At 71.3% G+C, this 26415-nt stretch carries 19 protein-coding genes; 8 read left to right on the top strand and 11 right to left on the bottom strand.

Annotation, left to right across the window (positions count from 1 at the left end):
• Together tap and ABD374_RS12315 are read right to left on the bottom strand one after the other, a co-directional pair.
• Positions 1-2124, bottom strand: a complete 2124-nt coding sequence (gene tap, locus ABD374_RS12320; protein WP_344494423.1) for a telomere-associated protein Tap — start codon at positions 2122-2124, stop codon at positions 1-3.
• 926 nt (positions 2125-3050) lie between these two features.
• Positions 3051-5129 carry a SpoIIE family protein phosphatase gene (locus tag ABD374_RS12315; protein ID WP_344494421.1) on the bottom strand — a complete coding sequence of 693 codons (2079 nt, stop codon included), beginning with the start codon at positions 5127-5129 and terminating at the stop codon, positions 3051-3053.
• Positions 5130-5507: 378 nt separating this feature from the next.
• Here ABD374_RS12315 and ABD374_RS12310 point away from each other — a divergent pair, with 378 nt between their 5' ends.
• Positions 5508-6095 carry a TetR/AcrR family transcriptional regulator gene (locus tag ABD374_RS12310; RefSeq protein ID WP_344494419.1) on the top strand — a complete coding sequence of 196 codons (588 nt, stop codon included), beginning with the start codon at positions 5508-5510 and terminating at the stop codon, positions 6093-6095.
• On the top strand, positions 6092-6469 hold the full coding sequence (locus ABD374_RS12305) for a hypothetical protein (protein ID WP_344494417.1): 378 nt from the start codon (positions 6092-6094) through the stop codon (positions 6467-6469). The genes ABD374_RS12310 and ABD374_RS12305 overlap by 4 nt, the downstream gene beginning before the upstream one ends.
• A 354-nt stretch (positions 6470-6823) precedes the next feature.
• Here ABD374_RS12305 and ABD374_RS12300 read toward each other — a convergent pair whose 3' ends face one another.
• Both ABD374_RS12300 and ABD374_RS12295 read right to left on the bottom strand, forming a co-directional pair.
• The gene (locus ABD374_RS12300) at positions 6824-7477 is read right to left on the bottom strand and encodes a response regulator transcription factor (RefSeq protein ID WP_344494416.1); all 654 of its coding nucleotides are present in this window, start codon (positions 7475-7477) and stop codon (positions 6824-6826) included.
• The gene (locus ABD374_RS12295) at positions 7474-8796 is read right to left on the bottom strand and encodes a sensor histidine kinase (protein WP_344494414.1); all 1323 of its coding nucleotides are present in this window, start codon (positions 8794-8796) and stop codon (positions 7474-7476) included. The genes ABD374_RS12300 and ABD374_RS12295 overlap by 4 nt, the downstream gene beginning before the upstream one ends.
• A gap of 173 nt (positions 8797-8969) precedes the next feature.
• Here ABD374_RS12295 and ABD374_RS12290 point away from each other — a divergent pair, with 173 nt between their 5' ends.
• On the top strand, positions 8970-9584 hold the full coding sequence (locus ABD374_RS12290) for a VanZ family protein (RefSeq protein WP_344494412.1): 615 nt from the start codon (positions 8970-8972) through the stop codon (positions 9582-9584).
• Between the two features lie 556 nt (positions 9585-10140).
• Here the strand turns inward: ABD374_RS12290 and ABD374_RS12285 are convergent.
• Together ABD374_RS12285 and ABD374_RS12280 are read right to left on the bottom strand one after the other, a co-directional pair.
• Positions 10141-12540 carry a ricin-type beta-trefoil lectin domain protein gene (locus tag ABD374_RS12285; protein WP_344494410.1) on the bottom strand — a complete coding sequence of 800 codons (2400 nt, stop codon included), beginning with the start codon at positions 12538-12540 and terminating at the stop codon, positions 10141-10143.
• An 872-nt stretch (positions 12541-13412) separates the two neighbouring features.
• On the bottom strand, positions 13413-14039 hold the full coding sequence (locus ABD374_RS12280; RefSeq protein WP_344494408.1) for a class I SAM-dependent methyltransferase: 627 nt from the start codon (positions 14037-14039) through the stop codon (positions 13413-13415).
• A gap of 438 nt (positions 14040-14477) precedes the next feature.
• On the opposite strand from ABD374_RS12280, the gene ABD374_RS12270 reads away from it, so the two are divergent.
• Positions 14478-15374: a hypothetical protein gene (locus ABD374_RS12270; protein WP_344494407.1), complete on the top strand. Its 897-nt coding sequence runs from the start codon at positions 14478-14480 to the stop codon at positions 15372-15374.
• 437 nt (positions 15375-15811) lie between these two features.
• Here ABD374_RS12270 and ABD374_RS12265 read toward each other — a convergent pair whose 3' ends face one another.
• Both ABD374_RS12265 and ABD374_RS12260 read right to left on the bottom strand, forming a co-directional pair.
• Positions 15812-16429, bottom strand: a complete 618-nt coding sequence (locus ABD374_RS12265; protein WP_344494406.1) for a hypothetical protein — start codon at positions 16427-16429, stop codon at positions 15812-15814.
• 71 nt (positions 16430-16500) lie between these two features.
• Positions 16501-16908 (bottom strand): hypothetical protein, encoded by a 408-nt coding sequence (locus tag ABD374_RS12260; RefSeq protein WP_344494404.1) that lies wholly within the window; start codon positions 16906-16908, stop codon positions 16501-16503.
• A 337-nt stretch (positions 16909-17245) separates the two neighbouring features.
• On the opposite strand from ABD374_RS12260, the gene ABD374_RS12255 reads away from it, so the two are divergent.
• Complete coding sequence (locus ABD374_RS12255; RefSeq protein ID WP_344494402.1) at positions 17246-18076, top strand: glycoside hydrolase domain-containing protein; 831 nt, start codon at positions 17246-17248, stop codon at positions 18074-18076.
• A 351-nt stretch (positions 18077-18427) separates the two neighbouring features.
• Here ABD374_RS12255 and ABD374_RS12250 read toward each other — a convergent pair whose 3' ends face one another.
• Positions 18428-19792: an ABC transporter ATP-binding protein gene (locus ABD374_RS12250; protein WP_344494400.1), complete on the bottom strand. Its 1365-nt coding sequence runs from the start codon at positions 19790-19792 to the stop codon at positions 18428-18430.
• A gap of 367 nt (positions 19793-20159) precedes the next feature.
• Here ABD374_RS12250 and ABD374_RS12245 point away from each other — a divergent pair, with 367 nt between their 5' ends.
• Positions 20160-22757 (top strand): glycoside hydrolase family 9 protein, encoded by a 2598-nt coding sequence (locus ABD374_RS12245; RefSeq protein ID WP_425577210.1) that lies wholly within the window; start codon positions 20160-20162, stop codon positions 22755-22757.
• A 622-nt stretch (positions 22758-23379) separates the two neighbouring features.
• Here the strand turns inward: ABD374_RS12245 and ABD374_RS12240 are convergent.
• The gene (locus tag ABD374_RS12240; protein ID WP_425577201.1) at positions 23380-23745 is read right to left on the bottom strand and encodes a hypothetical protein; all 366 of its coding nucleotides are present in this window, start codon (positions 23743-23745) and stop codon (positions 23380-23382) included.
• Between the two features lie 302 nt (positions 23746-24047).
• Here ABD374_RS12240 and ABD374_RS12235 point away from each other — a divergent pair, with 302 nt between their 5' ends.
• Together ABD374_RS12235 and ABD374_RS12230 are read left to right on the top strand one after the other, a co-directional pair.
• Positions 24048-24986 (top strand): adenosine kinase, encoded by a 939-nt coding sequence (locus ABD374_RS12235; protein WP_344494398.1) that lies wholly within the window; start codon positions 24048-24050, stop codon positions 24984-24986.
• Positions 24983-25309: a hypothetical protein gene (locus ABD374_RS12230; RefSeq protein WP_344494396.1), complete on the top strand. Its 327-nt coding sequence runs from the start codon at positions 24983-24985 to the stop codon at positions 25307-25309. Before ABD374_RS12235 ends, ABD374_RS12230 begins: the two co-directional genes overlap by 4 nt.
• Here the strand turns inward: ABD374_RS12230 and ABD374_RS12225 are convergent.
• Positions 25303-25908, bottom strand: coding sequence for a hypothetical protein (locus ABD374_RS12225; RefSeq protein WP_344494394.1), 606 nt, complete (start codon positions 25906-25908; stop codon positions 25303-25305). The genes ABD374_RS12230 and ABD374_RS12225 overlap by 7 nt on opposite strands.
• Between the last annotated feature and the right edge of the window lie 507 nt (positions 25909-26415).

Genomic DNA, 26415 nt, shown 5'->3' with positions numbered 1-26415 from the left:
TCACTCCCCTTCGTCCAGGACGGCGTCGCCGCCCTTGATGTGGCGGGCGGGGTTGAGGCCCTTCTCCATCAGATCGACCGCCCACAGCATCGACTGGACGCCCTCCAGCTTGGCCAGGCCCGGGGTGGGCCCGAGGCGGAACCCACCGGGCTGCGGCTTGCCGGAGGCGGCGTAGGGGAGGAAGTCCAGCGGGCTGTCGCCCGGCGAGGGGTAGACGACGCAGTCGGACAGCACAGCGAGCGGGTACAGGCCCGTCATGTCCGCCGTCTTGAACAACTTGCGGTGCATGTTCACCCGCGCCTTGGAGATGACAGCGGCGCGGATGTCGGGGCGCCAGGTCGGGCGCTCCAGGGCCGGCCAGCGGTCTCCGTCCTTGTACCGCTTGCCCTGCGGGCGCTCGCGCAGCTTGCCGATGCCGCCCTTGACGGTGGCCTTGATGGCGGCGAGCACGGCGGCCAGGGCCGGATCCGCCTGCTTGTGCTGCTCCATCGCCGCAAGGAACTGCCGGTCGTCCAGGTCCCGGGTGACGCCGAGGTCGGCGAGCGTGCCGACGTACGCGGCCTTGAGCCGGTCGTGCCACGGATCCAGGTACGCCCCGGTCTCACGGCGCAGGTACGCCTCGATCGGGTGGACGTCGTAGCCGAGTTCCTGGGCGTAGGCGACGGTGTGGGTCTGGTACCAGGCAGGCCCGGTCGGGCGGGTGCCGTCCGGGGTGAACGGACTGGGCAGGCGCGGGTCCAGCTCGACATGGGAGAGGTCCACCAGCCAGGAGCCGGGGATTTTCGGGTTGAACTGCGGGTGGTGGAAGTGGTCGGGGGCGGACAGGCCCACCGTCAGCCGTGCGGCGGCCGCGAGGAACGCGGTGTTGAGGTCCAGGCCGACCGCGAAGGGCAGCGTGCACTCCTCGTCCGTCAGCAGGTCCACCGGCCGCACCCACTGGTACGCCTCCTCATTGAGGAAACCGCCCGTCCAGCCGGAGCCCACGACCACGGGGTGCTCCGGGGTGGCCTCCGGCGGCGCCGGGTCCATCGGCTCCGTCCCCAGCGAGCCCGGGTTGTGGCCCGGGACCCAGTTCCCGGTCTCCGCGTCCTGCACGGCCCGGGTCGGCGGGCGCAGCGCGGTCATCAGCTCCAGCCCGGAGACGGCAGTGGAGCCGCGCGGGGTGATGACCCGCTGGGCATAGACGCCGAGGACGCGGGCAACGTCGGCCGGCTCCATGTCCGCGACGCCGGGCCAGGAGCGCTCATCGAGGGCGTCCCAGGACAGGATCGCGAGCTGCACGCACTGGCGCTGCCCGGCCTGGGCGGGGCGGTAGATCCGCGCCCACGGGCCGAACCCGCGCTGGGTCAGTTTCCACTTCGCCTTCACCACCTGCTTGACCACCGGATGATCCTCCGGGAGGCGCAGGGAGCGGCGCTGCTCGTGGCCCTCCAGGCGCTCGGGCAGCCCCAGCTTCACGGCGGCCGCGGCGGTGAGCACGATCAGCGGGTCGGAGTCCTTGCCGTAGCGGTTGAGCTTCGGCGCACCGAGACCGGACTCCTTGAGGGCCCACTCCACCAGCTCCGGAACCGTGGTGGCGGGGCAGTCGAGCACGATGCCCCCCGTGCCGTACGCGCAGCCGTCGCCATCCAGTACAGCGAGCGGGCCGTGCGGGAAGCGCGGGTCGACCGCGGGCTTCGCGGCCTTCTTCGCCGTCGGACGGCGTGATGCTGCCGGGCGCGCGGCCGGACGGGCGGGGCGCCCGGGGACGGCCTGCACTGCGGGATCCTGCGGCGCGGCCGGCTCCTCGGGCTCGGACGCGGCCGGGCCGGTGAACGTCTCCGGAACCGGCTGCGGCGCGGGCGCCAGGGCGGGCGCACCGGCGGGAGTTCCGTGTGCGGGGTACTTCACCGCCCAGCCGTTCAGCAGCCGCTGGTACGCCTCCAGGCGCGGCGGCTTCGGCTCGGAGCGGCCGTTCTCCCAGTTCTTGACCGTCTGGGTCGTCGACTTCAATGCCTGCGCGAGGCGGGCCTGGGTGATGCCGGCGGCCTCACGCAGCCGGGCGCGCTCCGCCGGGGGCGGCAGCTGCGGCTCCTCCTCCAACAGGGCGTCGACCGACGCGAACAGCTCTTCCTCGGATGCCATATGTCTCTACCTCCACCCCGAACACTAGCAACCTTAACCCATTCAATTACCCCACTTATTTAACCCAGTCGGATTGCGTTCGGTAGTGGGAGATTGACGGCACCCCGCGGCATCCGCAGGCCCGGTGTCCTGTCTCGGCGATGTTCCAGAGCCAGTGGGGCAGGGCAGTCGAGGGTTGTCGCGCTCCACTTCATCTGGAGGGGCACGTCGCCTCCGAGTCGACTGATGGATGTTCGTGATGCCCACCCTGGAGACCGCTGCCTACGGTTGATCGGGACACCGACCGCGGATCTGTCCCACCCGACCGTAGTGGTCCTGGCACCGACATTGCCCGCCGCCGCCCCCACCGCACGACGGAACGGTGAACACCACGGCACGGATCGGTAACGGCCGCTCCTGTCCTCACCCTTCCCCCCGCCCGTCGGCCGGGCGGTCCGTCGCCGGGGGTGGCGAGGACGTGTCGCCGGCCTGGAAGACCGACGATGATCTCGGTCCCGTCCGGATAGGCCACGAACACGATCCATCGCCGCGGCCCGAAGGCCGCACCCGGCTGCCGGCCGCCAGTCGGCGGCCAGGTTTCCCGTTTCGCCCGGACCGTCCCAATGAGCTCGGTGACTTCCCGCCCGGCTGCCTCGGTCGGCAGCTCCGCCATGACCTCTTCGGCCGTCAGGCCGAGATCGGCTCGGTACCGCATCGCGCACCCCCGTGATCGCCGGCGGGAGCACGCCAAGACACAGCCTGGCCGGTCCGCTGCCCCTCCGGGCGACGTCGTGGTGGTCGTCGGGATGCCTCGGCGTGGCCAGGAGGCCCGGGTTGACCCGGGCCTCATCCGGGTGAGCCTTCCGGGCGTACGTCCGCAGCCGCCCAACTCGACTGGCGTCGACGGGCTTCTGCCCCGTGGCGCGTTGTCACTGCTGGGGTCGGGATCAGCGGCGGACCCGGGCGATGAGCAGGGCGACGTCGTCGTGGTCGTCGGGATGGCGCAGCGCGGCCAGGAGGTGGTCGCAGGTGTATTCGAGCTCCCGGTGGGGGCCGTCGAGGAGCGTGATGAGAGCGTCCAGGCGGGTGTCGATGTCCTGGTCCCGGGTCTCGACCAGGCCGTCGGTGTAGAGGACCAGTTGGTCGCCGGGGCCCAGGTCGACGGCGGTGGTCCGGAAGGGGACGCCGCCGACGCCCAGGGGTGCGCCGGTGGGCAGGTCGAGCAGTTCGGGGGCGCGGCCGGTCCGCATGCGGACGGGTGGCAGGTGGCCGGCGGTGGAGATACGGCATTGCGCGCTGTGGGGGTCGTACAGCGCGTAGGTGCAGGTGGCGAAGCAGGGGTCCAGTCCGGCGGTGATCCGGTCCAGGTTGCGGAGTACCTGGGTCGGTTCGAGGTCGAGGCCGGCGAGGGTCTGGGTGGCGGTACGCAGCCGACCCATGGTGGTGGCGGCCTTGATGCCGCTGCCCATGACGTCGCCGACGACGAGGGCGGTCTTGTGGTCGGGCAGCGGGAGGATGTCGTACCAGTCGCCGCCAACCTCGCCGGCGGCGCCGGCGGGCTGGTAGCGCGAGGCTACTTCCAGGCCGAAGAGCCTCGGTGGCGGGTCGGGCAGAAGACTGCGCTGGAGGGTGAGGGCGGTGTCGCGCTGCTGCTGGTACCAGCGGGCGTTGTCGATGCAGACGGCGGCGCGAGCGGCCAGCTCGCCGGCCAGGGTGGCGTCGTCCTCGGTGAAGGGCTGCGGGTTGCGGGCGCGTACGAGATCCAGGGCGCCGATGACTTCACCGCGCGCGATCAGCGGCACGGCCAGGTAGGAGTGGACACCGGCCCGGGCCAGCAGTGCGGCGGCTCGGGGGTCGCGGGCGATGCGGGACAGGTCGGCCTCGCCCACGTGGGGCACCATGACGGGCCGGCTGGTGTTGACGGCCCGGGTGACCAGCCGGTCGGCGTCGTAGCGGGCGACTTCGCCCGGCGGGTCGGTCGCCGCGGCGGCCTCGGTGGGATAGGCGACGGCGACGGCCAGGGCGCGAAACAGTGCCGGTCCGTTGGCGGGGACGGTGGTGGGCTGGCCCGTCAGAGCGGAGTCGAGCACGTCCACGGCCGCCATGTCGGCCAGCTCCGGCACGGCAATATCGGCCAGCTCGCGGCAGGTCTGCTCCAGATCCAGCGTGGTACCGATGCGCACGGAAGCGTCCGCGACCAGAGCGAGCCGATGCCGCGCCCGGTCGGCCTCCAGAGCGGCGCGGTGCCGGTCGGTGACATCCACCGCCGAGGTGGCCACGCCCAGTACCGTCCCGCCAGGGTCTTCCAAGCGGTAGAAGGAGACCGACCAGGCGTGCTCGCTGTCGGGATCGGCTCGGGTGCGGCCGACGGTGTACTGGTCCAGCAGCGGGATGCCGGTGGCGAGGACCTGCCGCATCCCGGATTCGACGGTGTCGGCATCCAGGAACGGCAACGCTTCCCGCACAGTTCGACCGAGGTGTTCTCCGGCGGGCAGACCGTTGATCCGCTCCAGCGCCGGGTTGACCATGACGTACCGCAGTTCGGGGTCCATGACCGCCAGCCCGATCGGTGACTGGTCGACCAGTCGCACCGACAGCGCCAAATCCCGCTCCACCCGTCGCAGCGTCGCCTGATCGGTGGCCAGGCCGAGGGCGTACAGATCACCGCGGTCGTCCAGCAGCCGCATGTTGCGAAACTCCAGCAGCCGCGTGCCACCGTCCTTGTGGCGCACGGGAAAGACGCCCGCCCAGCTGCCTTCACCCTCCATGACCTGGGCAAACAGCCGCAGCACGAGATCAACATGCTCTTCCGCCACCAACAGTTGCGCCGCGAACCGGCCGAGCGCCTCCGGGGCGCTGTAACCCAGCAATGCCTGCGCCTCCGGGCTCCAGAACACGATTCGTCCCTCGGCGTCGAGGACGATCGCGGCCACGCCCAGCACGTCCAGTAGCCCGCCCGGCGGCGACGGCTCCAGCTCCGCCCGCCCGGCATGGCCAAGATCGGACTGAAATCCATCTGCACCCATGACCGGCTGCTCCTTCCGCCCCGTCGGCACGGTGGGTGATCACACTGCTGGCAACGGGCGACGTGGTCTCTTCCATGGTCACCCCGCACCAGCAGTCCGGCAGCCAATGGGGTTCGCCACGGCCAGGGGGCCCGGCACCACCAGGGACAGGAGGTCCGGCGTCACCGGGGACAAGCGCGGACGCCACGGGTGGAACGGCTTCGTCGCCGTCCTCACCGGGGACGGCGACGCCGGTCCTGACGGCCCTTGACCGACGGTAGGGCGGAGGCAGCCGCACGGCATCCTCACTGAAGCGGTAGTGGTCGCGAGGGACGGCTCCGTCTCTGCGTGCCGCACCTGACGCATTAACCAAACGGGTCGTCCCGTATGGTTACTCGCGTGACGCTTCCCAACGCCCCGCGCGGGCGTCCCCGAGACAGCCGTGCCCATCAGGGGATCCTGACCGCCACGGCCGAGCTGGTGACCGAACTGGGCTACGCCGCCACCTCCATCGGGGCGGTGGCGGCCCGGGCCGGCGTCGGCAAGGACACCGTCTACCGCCGGTGGTCGGGGAAGGCCGAGTTGGTGTACGAGGCGGTCTTCACCGAGACCGAGGCGGCTCCGGCACCGGACACCGGGAGCCTGGTCGGCGATCTGACCGCCCTGCTGGAGGCGCTCATTCAGGAGTTTTCCGCTCCGGCCGCCGCCGCGGCCCTGCCGGGCCTGCTGGCCGACTTCGCCGCCGACCCCGGCTTGCAGGCCCGCATCCGATCCGAGTTCCTGGCCCCGGCCAAGGCCGGCCTGATGGCCGTGTTCGAGCGAGCCGCCCAGCGCGGGGAGACCGACCCCGGCCTGCCGGTCGACCTGGTTCTGGACACGCTGGCCGGGGCCGTCCTCTTCCACGTCGGCCTGGTGGGCGAGCAGCCCGGCCGACAGCTGGCCACGCGCCTGGCGGCCATGGTGGGCCGCGGAATCGAGACCCGTTGAACGCCTGGTTCCTTGCCGCTGGCATAACCGCCGGCGCGATCGCCACCATCCATGCCGTGGCGGGCGGCCGGGATGTCGTCCGGCCACTGCTGGCCGGCAACCTCCCCGATGAGCCCCGCCGTGTCCTGCACGCGGTGTGGCACATGGTTACGGCCGATCTGGCCCTGGCCGCCGTCGCCCTGATCTGGCTGGCCCTGGGCGACCGCACCGGCAGTGACACCATCGCCTGGCTGCTGGCGGCCCACTTCATGGCCTACTCCGGCGTGTTCCTGGTGGTGTCACTGGCGGCCGGCCGGTCGAAGCCGCTGCTGCGCTTGCCGCAGTGGATGCTGCTGTTCCCCGTATCGGTGCTGACCGCAGCTGGGACCGCCTGACAGGCTCGTCCGCGCGACCCACTTGACGAGAGGCAAGTGCGGTTCCGAGGGGGGCGCGATGCGCATCGAGAAGGACTCGGCCGCAGGAAACGAGCTTTGATCACGCCGCTCGGCCACTCCGTTTCAGGGTGGGGCGGGGCGGCAACTGCGCGAAAGGTGGCGGCGTAAGCCCGCCGAACGGCTTCTCCGCCGTATACGCCCCTGATGCGGATGACGGTCAGCGCAAGGACGAACCAGAGGGTGAAGCACCCCGCGACGATCACAGTCCAGCCGGGGGGGAGAAGGCGGCAATGACGACCAGGGCGATGGTCGTGACGGCGAGTCCGGCGTGACCGCCGTCGAGCGGTGAGCAGCTCAACGCACCAGGCCCGACTCCCACGCCCACGCCGCGATCTCCACACGGTTGCGGGCGTCGAGCTTGCTCTGGATGTTGCTGAGGTGCGCCTTGACCGTGCCGGCGCTGATGTGGAGCCCGGCGGCGATCTCCGCGTTGGTGTGCCCCCGGGCCACCAGGCCGACGACGTCCTCCTCCCGCCGGGACAGCGCCCCGCCAGGTGGCCGGGTCCGCTGCCGGGCCGGTTCGGTGAACCGCTGGAGCAGCCGTACGGTGACGGACGGGCTGATCAGCGCCTCGCCCAGGGCCGCCGACCTTACGGCCTCCGCCAGCAGCCGGGGCCCGGCGTCCTTCAGCAGGAAGCCGCAGGCTCCGCCCCGCAGTGCGCGGTGCACGTACTCGTCGTCGTCGAAGGTCGTCACCATCACCACCCTCGGCACGTGGACCACCCCGGGGCGGGTGAGCAGCCGCAGCGCCTCCAGGCCGTCGAGCCGGGGCATCCGGATGTCCATCAGCACGACGTCCGGGCGGTGCCGGGCCACCTGCTCGACCGCTTCCAGGCCGTCCCGGGCCTGCGCGACGACCTCGATGCCGTCCTCGGCCGCGAGGATCATGGCCATGCCCGTACGGACGATGGCCTGGTCGTCCGCGATCAGCACACGGATCGTCGTCATCCGGTCCCGCCCCTCTCGGTGCGGAGGCCTGCGGCACGGCCGTCCCCCGCATCGCCGTGGAACGCCGCCGAAGCGCCGGGGAACGAGGCCGCCACCGTCCAGCCATCTCCGTCGTCGCCCCCGCCCCCGTCACCGCCCCCCGGACCGGCCCGGAAAGTTCCGCCGGCCAGGGCGACGCGCTCGCGCAGCCCTCGCAGTCCGTAGCCGTAACCGTTCCCGCTCCTGCCGCTCCCGCCGCCCGGGACGCGTCGGCCGGCTCCGTCGTCGCGGATCTCTACGTCGACCACGCCTCCGGGCGCGGCGGTCAGCAGCACCTCGACCGTGCCGCAGCCGTGGGAGTGCCTGGCCACATTGGTCAGGGCCTCCATCACCACCCGGTGGATGCTGCTCGCCACCTCCGCCGGTATGCCGTCGAGCGGGCCCCGCTCGACGAGCCGGATACGCGCCCCCGGGTACGCGAAGCCGTCGACCAGGGACCGGACCCCGTCGAGCCCGCTGTCCACCGGCAGCGGGACCCCCGCGCCGGCTCCCGCCCCGCCCCCGGCTTCCTCTCTCAGGGCGCCCACCATCCGTCGCATGGACTCCAGTGCCTCGGCGCCGGTCCGCTCTATGAGTTCCAGGGCGGGCTCCACCAGCTCGGGGTTCTTCTCCGCGACGGCCCGGGCGCCCTGGGCCTGGACGACGATGCCCGTCACATGGTGGGCGACGAAGTCGTGCAGGTCGCGGGCGAAGTCCACCCGCTGGTCGAGCCGGATCCGCTCGTCCCGCTGCTCCCGGGCGGCCACCACCAGCCGGGCGGTGAGCCCTGCGGCGAGCGCGGCGCCGGTGAGCAGGGCGAGGAAGAGCGCGACGGTCGTACTGCCCTCCTGCACCCGGATCGCCAGCGGCCGCAGCACCACGGCGGCGGTGAGCAGGGGCACCCCGAGCGCGGCCCCCACGGGTGTGGCCCGGCGCGCGGAGATCAGCAGGACGAGGAGCAGGGCCACGGGCTCGAAAGCCCCGTACGCGGACGAGGCCGCCGGGCCGAGGTCACCCGCCCCGTCCGAACGGAGGCGGAGCGTAAACGAGCACCCCAGCGAGACGGCCCCCGCCCCGCAGGCTGCCCGGGCGACGCCGGCCGCCGACAGCCGCGGAAGCAGCAACAGAGCGACCGCGGCCACGGCGGCCGAGATCAGCAGCGGGGTGCCGGTGACCGGCTGCCGGAACGTGCCCATCCGCAGGTCCAGCGGCACCGCCGCCACCGCAGCGCAGGCCGCGATGACGCCCCCCGCCTTGGCGAGGGCCGCCGCACGACTGGAGGAGAGAGACGAGCACCGCATGCCCCGAAGATATCCGCAGACCGGGCGGGCCGGCCTCGGCCGAAAGTCATAGCCGCACGACGGCGGACCGGCCTTTCAGCGGATACGGCAGGCGGGTGGCCGACGGCAGAGTCGTCATCGTCAACCCGTCGTCGTCCGACGGCCCCCGACGCTCAGCCTGCGAGGACCCACCTATGAACGTGTCATTCCAGATCGGCGCCGCCCTCGTGCTCGGGCCGCTGCTCGTCGCATACGCCGTCGTCCTCGCCATCCGTGCGCGGCGCGGGACGGCAGGGCGCACCGGGCGGCACGCGGCGCTCCGCTTCGCCGTCGTGCTGTACGCGACGGCGGTGCTGTCCATCACGGTCTTCCCGCTCAACATCACCTGGGGCGAAGGCGCGAACCTGATGCCCTGGTACAACCAGCTGAACTGGCTCCCCCTGCTCACCATGGACGTCAGTGCCCTGCCCAACGTCATCATGCTGATCCCGCTGGGCCTGCTGCTCCCCCTCATGTCGTCGCGGGCCACCTCGGCGGGGCGCGTCATCGCGCTGACCGCGCTGGCCAGTGCGGCGATCGAGAGTGCGCAGATGCTCTCGTACATCCTGTTCAACAATGGCCGGTCGGTCGACATCAACGACGTGATCGCCAATACGCTCGGCGGTCTGATCGGCTGGGCGCTGCTGCGGGCCGCGCTCCGCACGGAGGCGCTGGGCGGTGCACTGCGCGGCGCCGCCCTGCCCGGTTCGGCCGTCGCCCTCAGCACGGCGGGCCCGTCGCGCCGCTCCCCTGCCCCGGTCACGGGCTGACGTACGGGAAGGCGGGGACGACGTGCGGGAGGACGGGAACGCCGGCCCGTTCTCCGGTGTTCCGGGCTGTCACGCCCGACTCCACCTCACGCCGCCGCGCGATCATCCCGGACCGTGGTCGACGGCCCCTTGACGGCTCGGCCCCTTGACGGCTCACTCAGCGTCATGGAGCCGCGGGCGTCAGCCGCGAATACGCGACACCGCGCCATGCGAGCCCACCCGTACCAGGGGCCGAAGCGGCCGGCCTCGCCCCCGCTGCTCCCCGCGCGTACAGGGGTGGTTGCGGCGGTCGACGAGGCGCCGAACCATGGAGCACATCGGGGCGCCGGGCAAGCGCGCGAATCGCGTGGTCGCAGCCACAGCGCCGCCCGTCCTCGGCCTGCCTCGGCTCAGCAGGCACCCGAGCCCGGCCGGTGCGGTCGCGGGATCTGGAAATCCAATGTGCTGTCCCGGCCCGTCGGGGGCAGCGCGGTCCCGGCAATGGGCGAGGGCCGGGAAGCCTCCCGGCCCTCGCCGTCATGTGCCGCGTGTCAAGTCGTGCGCGCCGCCTGCGGCGTCACGGCAGGGTCCATTTCTGGTTGGGTCCGGTGTGACAGGTCCACAGGTGGACGGGGGTGCCGTCGTTCCAGGCGCCGCCGGACGCGTCGAGGCACTTGCCGGACTGCGGGTTGCGTACCGTGCCGTCGGCCTGGGGCTGCCAGGTCTGCGATCCGGTGCCGTTGCAGGTCCACAGCTGGACCTTCGTGCCGTCGGCGCTGCCGCCGTTGGACACGTCCAGGCACTTGTTCAGAACGCGTACGGTTCCGTCGCCGGGCAGTGTCCACTGCTGGGCACCGCTGCCGTTGCAGGTCCACAACTGGACCTTCGTGCCGTCGGCGGTCTGGGAGTTGTCGACGTCCAGGCACTTGCCGTTGACTCCCTTCACCTCACCCTGGCGGGTCGTCGCACCGGGAATCTGGTTCAGCGTGTACCACGCCTCGGTGCTCCACAGCTGCTCACCGTCGGCCGAGCTGAAGGAACGAGGTGAGCGCACGTGGACGACCCGGTCGGCCTTGAGTCCCGGGATCGCCAGGGTGACCGTCTTGCGGTCGGCGGAGAGAGTGGCCGACTGCGCCGTGAGAGTCTCCTCGTCGACCTTGGGGCCGCCGTAGCCGGCGGTCGGTACGTAGCGCCATTGCTTGATCTTGTAGCGTCCGGCCAGGTTGGTCGCCGTGTCCGTCGACAGCGGCTGGGTGTACTCCAGTGCGAAGCCGCCCGGTACGGCGCGCATGGCGCGGATGTCGAAGGTGTTGTTGCCGTTCGGCGTCAGCTTCTGCAGGCCGTGGGCGAGCTTGCCCTCCTGGCCCCAGTTGCCGCCCGCGCCCAGCCCGCCGGCGTAGAGTGCGCCGTCCGGGCCGACGCTGATCCGGGTGACTCCGGCCTCCAGCCCCTGCGTGAGGCGGAAGACCGCTCCTTGGTACTCGCCGCCCACCTTCTCCAGGAACCCGCGCTGAATGCCGCCGTACGTCACGTCGCCGAACAGCATCTGACCGGCGAAAGGACCGTCCTTCAACTGGAGTGGCGTGCTCGGGGAGTTGGCTATCTCGTTCTGCGGCAGCCACAGCACCGGCTTGGTCACCGGCCGGGAGTCGAAGGGCCCGTCCGGGTTGGTGTAGTGATTGAAGAAACGATCCTGCTTGATGTGCACCAGCTTCGAGGAAGGCAGCCAGCCACCTTGGTTGTCGGTGACGAACATGTCGCCCTCGGGACCCCACCCGATGCCGTTGGGGGTACGCAGACCGCCCGCGACGTACGAGACCTCCCCGGACGCCTTGTTCACCTTGATCGTGGTGCCGCGGTTCGCCGCGGGCTGCGGGTCGGTCGTCGCGCCACCGTAGTTGATCGAGACCGACAGGTTCAGGTAGAAGTACCCGTCCCGGTAGAGCAGGCCGAAGGCGAACTCGTGGAAGTTGCCGCCGAAGGGCCAGGTCGCGACTCTTCGGTACTGGTCGGTGACCTCGTCACCGTTGGTGTCGTTCAGTTCGGTCAGCTCGTGCTTCTGGGAGACGTAGAGCTTGCCGTCGACATGCTTGATGCCCATGGGCTCCTTCAGGCCGCCGGCCACCTTCTTCGCCGTCACCTTGTCCGGACCGGTGGCGCCGGTGACGTTGCTCAGCAGGTAGACCTCACCCGCGGTGTTGTTGCTGCCGCCCCAGGTGGCCACGGCCAGACGGCCGTCCGGCAGCCAGTCCATCGCGGAGACCTGCGGCTCGAAGCCGGCCGGACGCAGGTTCGTCAGGGTGTAGTTCGGGTGGACGCCGGTCAGCGGCAGGCCGTCTCCCGGTGAATCCGCGCTTCCCTCGCACTCCTTGCGGCCCGGCGAGGTGACGCGTACGACGCCGGAGTCCGTGCTGAGCACGGAGTTGGGTACGACACTGAAGCCGGAGGCACCCGGTGGCTTCCACTGCAGGGTGACCTGCTGACCACCCGAGCGCTCGAAGTGCTCGATGAGAAGCGGGTGGTAACCGGTCGTCAGGTCGGTCGAACCGTCCTTGGGCTCGGGGCCGTGCAGGCCGTCGTGTTCGATGACGGTCCGGTCGCCGACGCGCAGGCGCGAGCCGTCGTCGCTGATCAGCCGGAAGGCGTACGTCCCGTTCTGCGGAACCTTGATGTTGCCGGTCGTCTGGGACACGAAGTTGTCCTCGAAGCCCCCGAAGTCGGCGGCCGAGGACCAGTCGACCGTCGACATCAACTTGTCGGAGTTGGGAGTCTGCCCCGGCTTGAGGGCGCAGATCTCACTGCGAGGCACCTGTACGTCGAAGACCCGCAGGGTGACGCCCGGTTCCTGCGGAGGGATGTCTGCGGCGGCCGGATCAGCCGCTGTGGCCGGGGACGACAGCCCGAGGGCCAGTAACGAGACGATGAGCGTTCCGGCCAGACGTCTGCCCAGCCGACGGGGATACAGCCGTGGATACACGAGACCTCCTGTCGGTCCCTCAGGGGTGAGGAACTCGATCGGGCAAGTGGGAAATCCACCGCTGCCGGAGCGCGCCGTCGCCCCGGATACGGAGGGGTGCGAACGGGGGACGCATGAGGCTCACACCGTCGCGTCGGACACAGTAGGGACTTCTCCTTGGGCCGTCCATACTTTGTCACCAACGTGTGCAAAGTTTGGCCGGGTCCATGGACAGGCCTGTTCGGGGCGGATCGGAAGGCAGGCGCCACACCTGCGCGGACGCCCGGTCGCACCCTCACCACTCCACACGCGACTCGCTCGGACAGGACGCGCAGCACCGTGACGCCGGAGAAGCCGCGCGCTCGCCGCCCAGCACCGGAACCCCCCGGGCGAGCAGGCGGATGCGGTGCCGCAGCGGGGGCCGGGGACGGTCGGCGCCACCACGGTCACCGGCCCCGTGTGCGGGGCGGCGTGCGGGTTCATCACAGCGAACACCGTTCGCAGATGGAGACGTGCGGGGCGTTGCTCGGCAGCGTTGGCAACACCTTCCGGAAGCGGCGGAGTTCGGTCAGCGAGGTGCCGTCACCGGGGAAGCGCAGGGCGACCAGCCGTTGAGCCGGCGCTCCAACAGCCTCCGGGCCCGCACCCTGGCCCGCTTGATGGCAGGTGACGGGCGGGACCCGGCCCGACGGCCTTCGCGCCGGCGCCGGCCTTCGGACCGGGCGGCAGCTCGTTGCTGCCGGCCGGAGCCTTCTGTCCCGCCGGGGTCAGGCTCCGGATCGGGTGCGTGGCCGCGGCCGGCGCCCTGCCGCCCCTCTCGTGGTGCGGACGATCACGGCGTGGGGTCGCTCGGGCGCGTGCCCGGGCCGGACCGTCGCGGAGAAGGCGCGGACTCACACGGCGGGGCGGGAGTGCACGCTGACGGCGTAGCCGCAGCCTTGGTCATAGGGATCGCCGTTCCAGGTCGCGTAGCGCTGCCGCAAGGTCAGTCCGGCCTGAATACACCAGTGGTCGAACTCCGCAAGCGTCACCGGCGGTTCCGGCAGCGGCAGGTGTGCCGCGTCCAGTCCCATGCCCGTGACCAGCAGACCACCGGAGCGCAGTGCGGCGGCCAGCTGCCGAACGACAACTGATTCGGTGCCGGGGGCCAGCAGGGGGATGACGTTTCCGGCGGCGAGCACCAGGTCGAAGCCCTGATTCAGGCCGAGGGTGTCCAGACGGGCCAGGTCGCCGAGGAGCCATTCCTGCGCGGGGGCGTCTCGGCGGGCTACGGCGAGCATCGAGGAGTCGACGTCTACGCCGGTGCAGTAGTGGCCCAGCTGCGCGAGTCTGATCGCGATCCGACCGGTGCCGCAGCCGGCGTCGAGTACCCGGGCGGCAGGCTTCAGCAATGCGGCGCAAAAGGCGGCCTCGCCGTGAATGTCGTGACCTGATGCGGCGAGTTGCGCGAAACGCTGGGCGTACTCCTCTCCAGCTTGTCCGCCGGTCAGTTCCGCCCAGCGGTCGTGTTGCCCAGTCATGTTCGGAGCGCCTTCCGGTCGGCCTCGCCCACCAGGAGCGAAGACGGTGCCATCACACTGTTTGCGGCCGTAGATGTGCACCTCACGGGATGCTACGAAGGTACGGCAGGGTGAGGCAATGATGTCCATCGGGCAGTGTCCGGCAGCCCGCGGCGCAAGGGCGGCCTGGGCAAGGACCCTGAGCGCGCGGAGATCCGGGCCGCGCAGCCGATGGCGATCGACAAGGACTGGGGACTGCCCGTGGCCGCTGGACTGGCAGCGGCACCACCACCCCCTCGCCGACCTGGGCGACACCGCCGGTCAGGTGTCTTGCCGGGGCGGAAGGAACTGCGGGGCTGCTGACCGGCCCGCCGCAGGTCTGTCGGTATCCTGCTCGCCGACGATCAAGGAAACGCGGTGCGCCCCCACGGACCGCTCTGTCGGAGAGGGACCAGGTCCGTGGACGGAACGCCGCAGTCGATAGCCGTCGATCCCGCGTCGGGAATGCTCATGATCCCGGCCGGGAAGGCGAAGTTCGCCCTGGGGGTCGGCCTGTGGGACGACACACTCGAGCCCTTCGACGCCTTCGTCCAGCGGGAACTCTCGGATGCCGGACGGCAGAAGCGGAAAGGGAGCCTGACGCCTGCGCCGGGCTCCTTTGAGGGTGAGCGGCGGCTGCACGTCGCGGTGCAGCTCGTCCCCCGCCCCGACAACGACTACAACCCCCACGCCATCAGTGTGGCCGCGCCTCCCTCGCACGGCGGCACGTACATCGACCGGCACCTCGGCTACATGTACGACCGCAATCTGGTGTCCCTGGGCGCAGCCCTGCGCAGCCTGGCGGCCCTCACGGACCGGCCGCTCGGATGCCACGCCTTCGTCGGCCTCACGCCGTGTCACCGCGACGAATGCGACGCGGACGACCCCGAGGGTGCCGCCCGCCGCGTGCGGGCCGCCGACGGCACCGAGTATGGGATCGACAGTCCCCGGCTGATGCTGCCCTGGTGGGAGGAGCTTCAGCGGATGGCTGTCAGCTGTGCCCGCACCGTCCGTCCGGAGCGGATTCTCGGGTTCATCGGTCACTGGACATCCTGGGAACCCGGGGCCCGTGAGGCATTCGCGGAGCGGACCCGGGACAAGGAGTTCACCGTCACCCTGCGCGCCGAGCAGCAGGTCGTCCGCGTCTGTTACGAGGATCTGTGCCTCAGCACTCTGAAGACGGGCTTCGGGGGGTACTTCGACCGCACCATCCAGCGGGTCCAGGAACTCGGCGGGACGGCCACGGCGCAGGCGGAGGAGCACCGGGGTGCGCTGAAACTGCTCGTCGAGGACGACACCCCGCTCATCGCCGGCTAGGAAACCCCTCCGAGAAATCCCGCCACCGCCCCCACGCCCCCCGGAGCCGCCCCACGCACCGGCCCCCTCGGTCAAGGGCGCGGTGTGGCGGGCTCCCCCATCCGCGTGGAGCGGAAGCTCCTGGCGTTTGCCGAACGTGACTTCCAGTGCGACGTCAGGGCCGGTGAGGCGGACGCTCCAGGAGAGGCCGTGGATCAGCGTGCGGGGCATCCCGCAGGTCTGCCGGCGCGAGGACCTGGCGGACCTGGCCGCCGCCGGCACCCCGCTCGGACCGGAGCAAGCCGCCGTTCGGCTCCGGGCACACCGTGCGGACCGGGATCACACGGCGCGGCCCGGCCGGAACCGCCCCGCCCCCGCAGCGTCTGCGGGGGCGGGGCGGCACCGAGGGATGGGTGTTGTCCTACGGGGGTTGGTCCGGTGATCCCCGCAGGCTCGGTTCAGCAGGGAAGTGTGGACTTCCCGGCGGCGCCTGCGGCGCCGGTGGTGCCGTCCGCGTTGAACGTGGCGGCCGTACCGTTGCCGCCGGGCTTGCCGGGACACACCGGGCTCGCGGCGCCACCCGCGCCGCCGGTGCCGCCCTTGTGGCCACCGCCCACCGTGGACGCTCCGCCGTTGCCGCCCTTGCCGCCGGCGATACCGGTACCCGCGTCGCCGACGCCGCCCACACCACCCTTGCCGCCCTTGCCGCCGAGGGTGGCGCCACCGCCCGAGCCGCCGGTCCCGCCGTTGCCGTTGGCGCCCCCGGCGCCTCCGGCGCCGCCCGCGCCGCCGACACTGGCGCTGCCGCTCGCGTCGCCGCCGACGCCGCCGGTGCCTCCGTTTCCGTTCGCGCCGGCGGCGCCGCCGGTCCCGCCGAGGCCACCGGTCCCGCCACTGGTGCCTGTGCCGTTGGCTCCGTTGGCCCCGGGAAGGCCCAGGAGGCTGAAGCCGCTGAGGGTGCGGGCGCTGCCCGTCTCAGCGAGGGTCGTCGCGGAAGCGAGGGTGGGGGCAGCGGTGAGACCGGCCACGGCGATCGCGGCAACCAGCAGGGTCCGGGGAAGAGCAGTCGTGCGCATGAAGCGCATGAGGAAACCTCTCGAAGTGCGCGGCCGCAGATGCTCCACGGCCGACACCCTCAACCTACGCACTAACACACCACCACATATTTCACATGATGATCCAATGGCTCTAAACAGACCTTATGGTCGAAATTTGGCTTTAATGTACTCGCGCTGTGCCCCCACAGGCTTTCCCGCCGGCCCGACGGGCTCCGGCCTCGCTTCAAGACGGCCGGATCAGCTGCGGTACGGAACAGGCCGCGGCGATGCTTGCCCGGCTCCTGGCCGCGGTCGTCGTCCGAGGCCAGCCGCATCGCCGCCTGCTCGCGGGCGACTTCGGCGGCCGTCGGGGTGACCGCCGCGGCGTGGTCGCCGTAGCCGCCTGCGAGCAGCTCCCCGGTGTCCGGGTCGTACTCCTCTTCGCGCAGCGCCGGGACCCGTATGCCTTTCGGCTCCAGCGGCTTCTTCGCCTCGCGGTGTCCTCGCTCGGTGAGCACCCGCACCTGCCTCTGGTCGTCCCGGACCGATGCGATCCTCGCCAGGTGACGGTCCCCCAGATCCAGGAGGTTGTCCCGCGTGGACTTGTCGGGCCGGCCGACTTCCACAGCTGATCGGGCGTCGCCCTCTGAAAGGACCCCAACGCTTGCAGCAGCTCCCCCTTCGCGGTCCTGTCGCATGGCATCTGCCGCGCACACGAGCAGGTTTGACGGCGACAGCACCGAGTGCCGGCTGGTGGAGCGACCGCTGGTGCGACCTGCGAGACTGAGCCGGGATTGGTCGCGGTCCCGCTCCGGAGTACCGGAGCTCTATCTGACATGTCGTATGGGGTGGGGAATGCCGAAACACCGGTTGTCCAGGAAGAACCGTTACATCGCCTTGGCGGCGACGGGTGCCGTCGTCGTGGCCGGTGCCGGGGTCGCGGCGCAGACCTCGGTGGCCGCCCCGGCATGGCCGGCGCAGAAGACCTACACGGGGCGGGCGTTCGACGCCTGCACGGCGCCCTCGCTCACCGCGATGAAGGCATGGAAGAGGGACGCCTACTACGGCGGCGTCGCGGTCTACGTCGGCGGCAAGAACCGTGGCTGCGCCCAGCCCAACCTGACCAGGTCCTGGGTGAAGTCGGTCAACACGCTCGGCTGGCGGGTCATCCCCCTGTACGTCGGCGCCCAGCCGCCCTGCCAGAAGAGCAGGAACAAGGAGAGGTTCACCGCGGCCACCGCGGCCTCGGTCGGGGTGAGCAACGCCAACGACGCGATCGCCAAGGCCTCGGCGCTCGGCATGAAGGCCGGCAGCCCCGTCTACCTCAACATGGAGTCGTACGACATCGCCGACAAGGCGTGCAACGACGCCACCCTTACCTACGTGCGGTCTTTCACCAAGACCCTGCGCGCCAAGACCTACCGCGCCGGCCTCTACGGCTTCAGCAGCTCCAGCGCCAAGGCGATCGCCACCGCCAAGGACCGCACGGACCTGCCGGGCAACCTCTGGTACGCCCTGTGGAACGGCCAGGAGACCACCACCAGGGACTGGCCGTGGAATCCGAACCTGTACACCGACCACAGCCGCGGCCACCAGTACAAGGCCAACAGCAGGGAGACCCGCGGCGGTCACACCATCACCGTCGACCGCAACGCCTGGGACGCCCCGGTCGCCATCATCGGCTGACCGGTCGGCACGGCGCCCTGATCGGCGGCTGAAACAGGGGCTGTCGAAGGGAAGCGTGCCAGGTGGCGAACCTGGCCGAGGGGGCGACGCGCGTCCGGCCGCACCTGCTCAAGGGGTGGCCGGGTGGCGTGCGCCCCGTCTCCGGGAAGCCGGGGCAGTCAGCGATGACGCAGGGGTGGCAGGCGACCTCGGGTGCGGCCGGCGTGGACGCTGCGAGAACCCTGTGGATCGGCAGTTCCTCGCCCAGCTCCGGTGTGCCCACGGGCTTCACACGGAACGGGGAGGACTGCGCCCGACCGAGGACGCTCCACCGCTGCCCCACGCAGGTGGGGCAGCGGCATCACGACGGCCTCAGAGAGGTGGGACGTCGAGGCCGGGCAGATCGGCCGGTGCCGGACAGATCCTGCGGCCGTAGTGGTCGAAGACGTACAGATGCGCGAGGTCGACGAGGAGCGGAACCTGCGTGCCGCTCCGCAGCCGCGTGTCCGGACCGGTACGGACGACCAGGTCGCCCGTCCCGGGCGGGGGGCGTTCCGAGTCGTACGCGATGCCCCCGGGCGGGGGCGCGGGGTCCGGCTCGTCGATGACCACGACCGGTCCCGCGACTTGCCGCGCCGCCCGCTCCCTCAGCCGGGACAGCATGCCCGGCGCCGGAGTGCCCCGGCGGCGGCGTACGGCAGGTTGCGACCGCGACGGCTCCAGATCCGGTACGACGGCGGGCTGTGAGCCGGTGTTGAGGTGCACGAGTGCCTCGTGCCCCTGGTACTCCAGGTGCTCGACCAGACCGCTGATCGCGACCTCACCGGGGCGGGCCTCACTTGGCGTGGCGATCCGTACGGCCTCCGGGCGCAGCCCGACGACGACCGGTCTGCCCTGCTGGATGCGGAGCAACTGGTGGTCGGGGGCGAGGGGCTCGGGAAGGCGCAGCCGCTGCGCGCCGAGAGCGATCGACATCGCGCCCTCCAGCGGCGCGTGCACGACGGCCTGGAGCAGGTTGATCCGCGGGGTTCCGACGAACGCGGCGACGAAGATGTTCTCCGGCAGTCCGTAGGCGTCCCGGGGCGGGCCGAGTTGCTGGAGCACTCCGCCGCGCATGACCGCGACCCGGTCGCCGAGTGACATCGCCTCGGACTGATCGTGCGTGACGTACACGGTAGTTACGCCCAGTTCGCGGGTGAGCCGCGCGATCTCGGAGCGCAGACGGCTGCGCAGTTCGGCGTCGAGATTGGACAGCGGTTCGTCCATCAGGAAGACGGAGGGCCGCCGGGAGACGGCCCGCCCCATGGCGACGCGCTGCCGTTCACCGCCGGAGAGCTGCCCGGGGTAGCGGTCGAGGAGGTCCTCGATGCCGAGCATCCGGGCGGTGGCCTCGACGCGTGGGCCGGAGTCCTCCCCGGGGGCCTCGAAACGCAGGGGGAAGCCGATGTTGTCGCGGCTGGTCATGTTCGGATAAAGGGCGAAGTTCTGGAAGACCATGGCCATGCCGCGCTGCCCCGGCGGCAGGTGATTGGCGTACTCGCCGTCGAGGTACAGATCTCCTGCGGTGATGTCCTCAAGCCCGGCGATCATGCGGAGGACGGTTGATTTGCCGCACCCGGAAGGGCCGAGCAGCACGAGGAACTCACCGGGAGCGATGTCGAGGGAGACGCGGTCGACGGCGCGAACGGCCCGGTCGTACGTCTTGGAAACGCTGTGCAGGGAGATTGAGCCAGACATGGGGTTCCGCCCAGGGCAAATCAGCGCGACGGCTGCGGCCAGAAGTGACAACTGGGCACGCAACGTAGCCCGTTACTGATGAGTCGGGAATGGCCTGGACCGAAACACCCATGACGCCGCGCACACGGTCCGTCGCGTGGCTGCGGGTGAAAACGACGGTCCTCGTCCGACGTCTTGACGCGGCATCCGCGACCTCGGACATTGGGAGCGCTCCCAAAGCTATCCCCACCGCACGCGCAACTCCCCCCTGCCCCAGGCCCCGCGCACCTCCCTACTCCCCGCTGGAGGACCCGGCGTGTCGCATCACCAGCCTCCCCCTTCCCGTACGACTCGGCGCCGCATCCGCTTGACGACGGGAGCCGCCGCCCTGGCCGTCCTCGCCGGCCTGCTGGCCGGCACGGTGGTCACCTCACCCGCCGCCGCCTCACCCGCCCCCGCCGTCGAACCGGCCGACGAAGCGCCCGAACTCATCGCCAACGGCGACTTCTCCGAAGGCACCACCCCCTGGTGGTGGACCGAGAGCAGTCCCGGCGCGGTCGTGGACGGACGCCTGTGCGCGGATGTCCCGGCAGGCACAGTGAACCCGTGGGACGCCATCATCGGGCAGAACGCGCTCGCTCTCGCCGCCGGCGAGGGGTACACGCTCAGCTACACGGCGACCTCGACGGTGCCACTCACCATCCGTACCAACGTGCAGCTGGGGGCCGAGCCCTGGACCACGGAGCTCTCCGCGACGCAGCAGGTCGGGGAGGGCGCCGAGCGCGTCAGCCATACCTTCACGGCGGCGGCCGACCACGACGCCGCCCAGCTGGTCTTCCAACTCGGCGGCAGTGAGAAGGCGTTCACCTTCTGCGTCGACGAGGTGTCGCTGCGCGGCGGCACCGCACCGCCCCCGTACGAACCGGACACCGGTTCCCCTGTCCGCGTCAACCAGGTCGGCTACCTCACCCACGGCCCGAAGAACGGCACGTACGTCACCGAGGCGACCGAGCCGCTTCCCTGGACGCTCGACGCGGCCGACGGGACCCGGCGGGCCAGTGGCACGACCACCCCGGCGGGCATCGACACCACCTCACGGCAGAACGTCCACACCTTCGACTTCGGCACATTCACCACCCCCGGACAGGGCTACACCGTCACGGTCGCGGAGGACAGGAGCGAGCCGTTCGCCATCGGCGACGACCTCTACGCGTCGCTGCGCACCGACGCGCTCGCGTACTTCTACCACAACCGCAGCGGCATCGAGATCGACGCGGACCTTGTCGGGGAGGAGTACGCCCGCCCGGCCGGCCACGTCAATGTGAGCCCCAACCAGGGTGACAACGACGTGCCGTGCCAGCCCGGCGTGTGCGACTACCGCCTCGACGCGGCCGGCGGTTGGTACGACGCCGGTGACCACGGAAAGTACGTCGTCAACGGCGGCATCTCCGTGGCCCAGTTGATGTCGGCCTTCGAACGGACCCTGACCGAGGAGAGCGCCGACCCCGCACCGCTGGGCGACGGCGAACTCCCGCTGCCGGAGCACGGCAACGCCATCCCCGACATCCTCGACGAGGCCCGCTGGGAGATGGACTTCCTGATGCGCATGCAGGTCCCGGCGGGCGAGCCGCTGGCCGGCATGGCGCACCACAAGCTCCACGACAAGGCGTGGACCGGGCTGCCGACCCGGCCCGACCGTGACCCCCAGCCCCGCGAACTGCATCCGCCGTCCACCGCGGCCACCCTCAACCTGGCGGCCACAGCCGCCCAGTGCGCCCGCCTCTTCGCCCCGTACGACGCCGCCTTCGCGTCCCGCTGCGGCCAGGCCGCCCGTACCGCCTGGAACGCGGCGAAGGCCCACCCGGACGTCCTGGCCGACCCCGACGACGGAACGGGCGGCGGCGCGTACCCCGACACCGATGTACGGGACGAGTTCTACTGGGCGGCGGCGGAACTGTTCATCACCACCGGGCAGGACGTCTACCGTCAGGAAGTTCTCGGCTCACCGCTGCACGGCGTCACCGACGCCGTCTTCCCGCGTGGCGGCATCTCGTGGGGATCGACGGCGGGCCTGGGCGCCCTGGATCTGGCGACCGTGCCCAACCGGCTCTCCGCCGACCAGCTCAAGGCGGTGCGCGGCACGGTGACGCGAGCGGCGGACGGTTACGCGGCCGACTCCGGCAAGGCCGCGTACGGCGTTCCGTACGCCCCCTCCGACGGCCACTACGTGTGGGGCTCGAACGGCCAGGTCGCCAACAACATGGTGGTCCTGGGCACAGCGCACGACCTGACCGGCAAGGCCGCCTACCGGGACGCCGTGCTGCGCGGGCTGGACTACCTCCTGGGCCGCAACCCGCTCAACACCTCGTACGTCACCGGCTACGGCGAGCGGGACGCGCGCAACCAGCACCACCGGTTCTGGGCCCACCAGCTCGATCCGTCCCTGCCGAACCCCGCGCCCGGCTCCCTCGCCGGCGGACCGAACGACGCGATCCAGGACCCGGTGGCGCAGAGCAGGCTGAAGGGGTGCGCCCCGGCGATGTGCTACATCGACCACATCGAATCGTGGGCGACGAACGAGGTCACCATCAACTGGAACGCCCCCCTGGCCTGGATCGCCGGTTACGCCGACGACCTGGGCGGCGGCGAGAACCGGGCGGCGGCCTGCGAGGTCGCGTACACCTCACAGCGGTGGGACGGTGGCTTCACCACCCAGGTCGTGCTGAAGAACACCGCCACCCGGGCGCTCAGCCCCTGGCAGCTCACGTGGTCGTTCGCCGACACGCAGCGGGTGACCGACACATGGGGGGTCACCGTTTCCCAGACCGGCCCTCAGGTCGTGGCCACGCCGCTGAGCTGGAACGCGAGCCTGCCTCCCGGTGGAACCGCCCGGTTCGGCTTCAACGGGAAGTCGGCCGGCCAGGTGAACGACCCCCGGGTCTTCAGGCTGAACGGCCGGCCCTGCGGGGTGACGCCGATCCGCTGAGCGCATCTCATGAAGGGCGTCCGGCGGGCACATGCCCGGGTCGGACGCCCTTCGTGCGCGCCCGGAGGAAACCCGGTCTCTCCGCTGAACAGCTCATGAGCAGGGTTCTTCGTCCGCTGGTGGTACACGGGGCATTGCCTTGCGGCCGGCCGAAAGGGGGCCTTGGAGTCGTGGGGACCGGCGATGGCCCGTGCATGGCCAGGCTCTTGATCCGCCGGCGACGAGTCGTCGGGCGCTGACGAGCAAGCCCGTGCCGCGGTCCGCAGGAGCGCTGCTGTCCGCCTCCCCGTGCGGCCCGCGGCGCAGACCCTCGAACGCCTCGCGCCGGTCGGCACAGCCGAGCACCGGGGTGAAGCCCCGCGTCCGCTCTCAGGGTCCGGGCCGGCACCCGGTGATGCGGTCGGTCGTCGACGGGCTCGGCAGGCACTTCGTTCCACGGACGGGGTGGTGCGCCCCTGCACGTTGCAGCGGTCGGTGTAGTCGCTGCCGACGGGGCGCCGGCAGCCGTGGAAGCCCCCGTCCGAGGAGGCACCCGGGTAGTCGCACTTGCTGTACCGCGTGCCGGCGGTCCCGGTGCCCGGGCCGGACGCCATGTGGTGGAGAAGGGCGTCGACGACGGCCTTCACACCCGCGTCATGACAGCTGTCGACCATGTTCCGGAAGGAGTTGCGGTCGCCGAGGGGCCCTGGATCTTGCAGCTGACCGGCTGGTACGCGGTCCACCGTGCGCCGCCCTGGATGCGCTCCTGCGGCGGAGAGACCTGTACGTAGCCGTACCCCTTGGGCCCGAGGGTGCGCGTGCGCTCCCGGGCGATCGAGTCGAAGTTCCACTCGAACAGGACGGCGGTGACCTTCTTGCTCCCGTTGGCGCTCGGCGCCGCCGCTGCCGGCTGCGCGGGCGCGGCAGGGGCGGTGGCCAGACCGAGGATCAGACCGGCGCCCGTCAGGGCGGCTGTCGCCCGTTTTCGAGCAGGTGCAGTCGAGCTCATACGGCGACTCCAGAGGTGGGTGGACGTGGTTCGCGCAGGTCACGGCCCCCACGACCCGCAAAATATTGCTGCGACTCTCAGCAGATGGCAGCAAGTCAGGGTTTCCGCCACACCGGGTCGAGCCTTCCGGCACGGCCTCCTCAGCCGTGTTGCCCACGTCCGCACGCCCGCCGCGCACCGCGGGGGCACTTCGGGAGATCTTGCTGAAGACCCTGCAAAATCTTGCCGACCGAGATCGCCGACTGCTTGACTCACTGGTGATCCGCGGTAGTTGTCAGCGCCCGCGCCTGGGAGGAACAGCGATGAGCAGCGAATACGACGTCCTCGTCCTAGGGGGGTCGGGCGTCGACACGATCGTGTACGTCCCCGAACTCCCGCTCCCGTACGCCGACAGCTACATGATCCGACCGGGCATCGAGACCCGCGCGGGGCAGACCGGTGACTTCGTGGCGCTCGGCCTCGGCTCCCTGGGTCTGAGGACACACCACATCGACATGATCGGCGACGACCCGTCCGGCGACCTGATCCGCGCCTTCCACCGCGCTCGGGACATCGGCTTCACCGAAGTGCCTCTGCCCGGCGGCACGAAGCGCGCCGTCAACCTCGTCGACCCGGACGGCCGCAGGCTCTCGCTCTACGACGACAGCCGCTCACGTGACTCCGACCGGCTCCCCGAGGACCTGGTCCGCAAGCTGGCGGCGGCCAGCCGCCACGCGCACGTCTCCATCACCTACCCGTGCGCCTTCACCCTGCCCCTCCTGCGCGAGGCGGGCCTCACCATCTCCACGGACCTGCACAACTGGGACGGCGAGAACCCGTACCACGAGGCCTTCGCCTACGGCGCCGACGTCGTCTTCGTCTCCACCACCGCGCTGACGGACACCGAGCGGACCATGCGCCGGATCCTGGAGCGGGGCAGGGCCGAGGTCGTCGTCGCCACCGCCGGATCCGAAGGCTCCTACCTGCTCACCGCCGCCGGTGACCTCGTCCACGTCCCCGCCGTCACCCCGCGCGAGCCGGTCGTGGACTCCAACGGCGCGGGCGACGCCTACGCCTGCGGCTTCCTCTTCGGCCGCCTCGCCGGCGAGAGCCCCGAGCGGTGCGCCCTCTACGGCGCCGTCGCCGGGGCCTACGCCTGCACCGTACCGGCCACCGGGAGCGACGCCATCGGCCGCGCCGCGCTGCTCGCCGAGGCCGCCGCGATCACCGGGTCCCGGACCGCCGCGACGGACGCCGGGTGACCACCGACTCGTACGACATCGTGGTCCTGGGCGGAGGCGTGGCCGGCTGCGCCCTCGCCTCCCGGCTCAGTGAGGACGGCGGGCGTTCCGTGCGCCTCGCCGAGGCGGGTGCCGACTACGGCCACGACCCCGGCGGCCGGCCCGCCGGGGTACGCGACGCCCCGCACCGGCCATCACGCGGCACGTCGGCGATCGGGCCTGGCGCTCCCTGCCACGGCTCGGCACACCGGGGGGACGCCACCGTGCTTGACCGACGGCTGTGGACGGGTGGGACCGCCCGCTCCGCCTCCGCGAAACGGGCGGCTCCGGGCAGGGCTCAGTAGAGCTTGTTGACAGCCGTAACAGTGGTCGCCTTGAAGTCCGCGACCTGCGCGTGTGCGAAGGTGCCCATCTGGGCCCACCGGACATACGTCACGGTCCTGCCGTCCCGGCCCACCGAGAACAGGCTGACGTCGGAGGAGCCCCAGGCGGACACGGTGTGCAGGCCGTGGACGGTGGCGCCCTCCTCGACACGGATCTTGCCGTAGTCCTTCCGGGTCGCGGTGAGGTCGGGGTTCTCCGCCATGAGCCGCTCGGCACAGTCGGCGATCTTCCGGCGCAGCAGGCCGGCGAACTCCTTGGCCCGCTGCTCGTCGCGCTCGACCACGGTGACCTGCGAGCCGTTGGTGTCGTACTCGGTCCAGTACTCGCGGTGGCTGGAGACGGACGGCAGTGCCTCTCCCCCGCAGACCGGGGGGTGCTCGGGCTGTCCTGCGGTGACCGGGCCGGCGTACCAGGGCGAGGTCGGGTGGGGCGGCATCTCGGCCGGCTCCAGGAACCGGGGAGAGCCGGCCGCCGTCGCGGGGGCGGCGGCCAGTGTGACTGCGGTCCCGGCGGCCAGCGCGGCCAGCACGAGTCGGGTACCGCGGGTGCGAACGTTCATGATTCCCCCATACGTTGCTGTCGAGACGACCGGATGCGGAGGACGGGACCCAGTCGGGCGGCCCGCCGGAACGCTTCTGGTCATGACAGCTTGTACGACCCGCTACGGGGTCCTTTCGTTGCCCTGCGCCGTTGCTACAGCCACGTCACGAATGTCACCGAACGGCAACGCCCCACGCCACGGGACCGATCGGTGTCCGGAAATCCCGGGTTCGGCTTCCCGGTCCTCGAACAGCTTCGGCAGCGTCTTCGGATCGCAGACCGGGCGGAGTTCCCTCCGCACGCCGGACATCAGCGGGCCGTGCCAGTGCGGCAGGAGGCGGACTCCGCAGCGGGAGCAGGGCGCCGGTTCCCGCCACCCGAGCTGCGCCAGACGGCCACCTGCACCTGGCCAGGGCCCAACGCGACCCCGGCCGCAGCCACGCCCCCAGCCGCAGCATGCGGTACGCCGCCCTATGCGGCGGCCGCCTCGCACGCGCCGGCCGGCGCGGCCCCCACCGTCACCACC

Origin of the sequence: Streptomyces enissocaesilis, assembly GCF_039533765.1 — a bacterium.
GTDB lineage: Bacteria > Actinomycetota > Actinomycetes > Streptomycetales > Streptomycetaceae > Streptomyces > Streptomyces enissocaesilis.
Note: the sequence above shows the minus strand (reverse complement) of the source record. Positions and strands in the feature narration are given on the sequence as shown.